The sequence below is a fragment of the Bacteroides sp. HMSC067B03 genome, from assembly GCF_001811315.1.
GTDB lineage: Bacteria > Bacteroidota > Bacteroidia > Bacteroidales > Bacteroidaceae > Bacteroides > Bacteroides faecis.
Map to the genome: position 1 here is coordinate 1 of NZ_KV804312.1, position 2,920 is coordinate 2,920.

The window sequence follows — 2,920 nt, forward strand, 5'->3', positions numbered from 1 at the left end:
CCATCTTCCTTCTCCCTTTAATCTTCATTTACACCCTGTTTAAAAGCTACCGTAAACAGGCTATCAACAAGCTGAATATAAACGGTCAGGTGATATATATCGAGAAAGTGCTGAACGACAGGTTTTTCTTGAAAAACAGGGAAATATACATCACTGATATTGCGGGAAAAGAATCGTACCTGTATCACCGCAGGGAAGAGCAAATCCCGTCCTACCTGTATAAACGGGGTGAAGGAGTGGGAAAGAAACACATCCAGCAGCGCGGTGAAGGGAACTATTCGGGAAATTACATGGTGAACATACCGTCGTTCCTGTCAACGTATGAGAATGAGATTAAAAACTTGATTGACTATTATAAACCAGCCGGACGAACCTACGTCCTTAAAATATACGAATATGAATAAACTGTTATTTAAAGAAGGCGGACAGCCATTTTATTTGGATGATTTGGAATTTATGCAAGAATCCACAGCAGACGTATTGAAAGCCATTTGTTCCGGGATGAAACTGGGAGAGAAACATATTCTGTTAAGCGATCCGGTCAGCACGGAAATCCTTGGTTCCAATACAGTGTATACTATTGTCGGAAATGGATATATCGTGATAGATGATGAAGTTTATCCGATAAAACCGGATATTCTTACTGTGCCTACATCACAACCAGTATACTGGGTGGTTGTTCAGGAAAAATTTCAAAATGAAATATTTGCGGACAATTCTGAAGCGCAAGTATATGAGCGCAGGTATGTAAAACTGTCAACAACATATACAAAGTCAGATATGTATGTAGGCAGAAATGATGTAGTAACATTCAGGAATAAAATATTGGCTATTGTCACAGATTATTTGGACAAGACCATAATAGAAAAGGACATGAAAGCCCAGTTATCCCTAAGTGAAGTCGTTTCCGGAAAAGCAGAAATCATATACCGGGCAAAACAGACGGGCAATGAAACTGTCTATTTTAATATCTTGGCTGCTGCCAATACAGGAACTTCCATGATAGCTCCTGAAGTGAACGGCAAACGGAGATTATGTACATTTGATTCGTCTGTAAAGAATATTTCCGGAGTGTTCAGTCTATCGATGTCGTATGCAGATTCATGGGATAATCCACAATCAATGATTGTTCAACTCACATTCGATAACGGCAACTGTTATATAGCTTCAGCAGATGGCAGCCCACTTGTCCAAATGCCTGCAAGTACTATTTTAATCGAGGATACATTAAAGATTTAACTGATAATGGCAACAATATACGAATTAAAAAGACGGGCACAGGAACTTTCGGCAAAGAAAGATTCCTTATCCATATCACCTGAAGAAGTGGGCGGCTTGATTGATGAAACACTGGATGTCATCAACGAAGCGGAGAAAAACCAGATCGGGTTGGGGATTCGTAACACATACACCACCGTCGCGGAGATGAACGCGGACAGTACTTCCCCGGTCGGTTCTGACGAAAAGCCGTTGAAATTCGGTCAGATCGTGACGGTGTATGACGAGAATACCCCCGATGCAGTCGACAATGGTAACATCTACGCCTTTCAAAATCCGGGGTGGAAACTTGTCTCAACGACAGGCAACCTTTCCGTATATGCAAAAAAAGAAGATGTAGAAACGGCAAAGAATACGGCTGATGCTGCACAAAAGAAAGCCAACGAAGCTGCGGAATCCGCTAAAAAAGCGAATGAAAATATCGGAAAGCTGTCCGATAATATCGGCACGGAATCGGAAAGCGAAGACGGGACAGTATGGGGTAAACTTAAAAGCCTTTCTGACGATGCCGACAGCACATCACAGGACGTGTCTTCATTAATGGTAGATTTCGTACATCACTCAACAGAACGCTTCGACGAAATAGTAACAGACTCTTCCATTGTGTTGGAGCAGTCCAATGCGCCTACTGAAGACGGTAAAATTGTATTTGTCGCCAGTCTGGGTAAATTTGCCTGCTTCGTTGACAACAAGTATTATCCAAGCTGGAAAGGTGTTGATGCCTATATGAATACCGACTGCACACACCCGCACGAGAATAAAATATACCTGTTCGGGAACAAGACCTACATCTACTTTGCCGGGGCTTTGCTTTCTGCCGACTCCGACGCGATGCAGTTAGCCGCGTCTGCGGACTTGGCTGCAAAAGCGGCAAAGAAATCGGCTGAAAACGCACAGGCTACCGCGTCTTCAGCATTGTCGCTGGCTAACAAAGCCCTGTCCGTTATCAATGTCAACGAAATATGTGGCGGCTCTGTCTATTCCTTGTCCGCAGCCATTGCCGCAATTACGGAAAGGGAGAATGCGGATAATGTCACTTATCGCAAACCGGGTATCGTATTGACTTATAAAATTGCTGAAGGTGAATGGGAATCCAAACAGTTTGCCGGATCATCCCTTGAAGGCTTTGCCACAGAAGCGAACTGGACGGACTTCGGTGGTGCTGGTGGCGACATGACGGGCAAAGGCGCAGTGCTACTGGTCGATGAAATTGCACCATTATCAAACGGATACTATATTCTTCAAACGGCTATCAATGCCCTGACAGCTTACGAGACAGCAAATGAAACGGAATGCATCAAACCCGGTGTGGTTATCATCTACCGCACCGGAAAGGAAACATTCGAGTCCAAACAGTTGTGCGCGTCCCGTGCCGATTATAATGACTTGGCGGCATGGAACGACTTCGGTTCTGCCGCTGGGGGAACAGTCGAAACCGATTCCGAAATCATCAAGGACAGCGTGAACCCGGTAGCAGGTGGTGCGGTCTATGATGCCATGCCCGTCGACGTGGATGGCGAACAGGCGGAAGACGGAACGGTGCGTGTGTACATGAAGAACGCGGAAGGGTTTCCGCTGGGCGACGGTTTCACCTTTGCAGTCGGAACAGGTGGCGGTGGGGACGTTGCCGGGACAATCGTGT

The 2,920-nt window shown here is 45.2% G+C and carries 2 protein-coding genes and 1 pseudogene; all 3 read left to right on the forward strand.

What is annotated here, in order from left to right; all coding sequences use genetic code 11:
• On the forward strand, positions 1 to 404 hold a 404-nt coding region (locus HMPREF2794_RS07100; RefSeq protein WP_070751245.1), incomplete at its 5' end, for a hypothetical protein.
• Entirely contained in the window at positions 397 to 1,239 is an 843-nt protein-coding gene (locus HMPREF2794_RS07105; protein ID WP_055270990.1) for a cupin domain-containing protein, read from the forward strand. The genes HMPREF2794_RS07100 and HMPREF2794_RS07105, both read left to right, overlap by 8 nt.
• Before the next feature lie 6 nt (positions 1,240 to 1,245).
• Positions 1,246 to 2,920 (forward strand): annotated as a pseudogene (locus HMPREF2794_RS07110) (hypothetical protein); the annotation flags it as partial.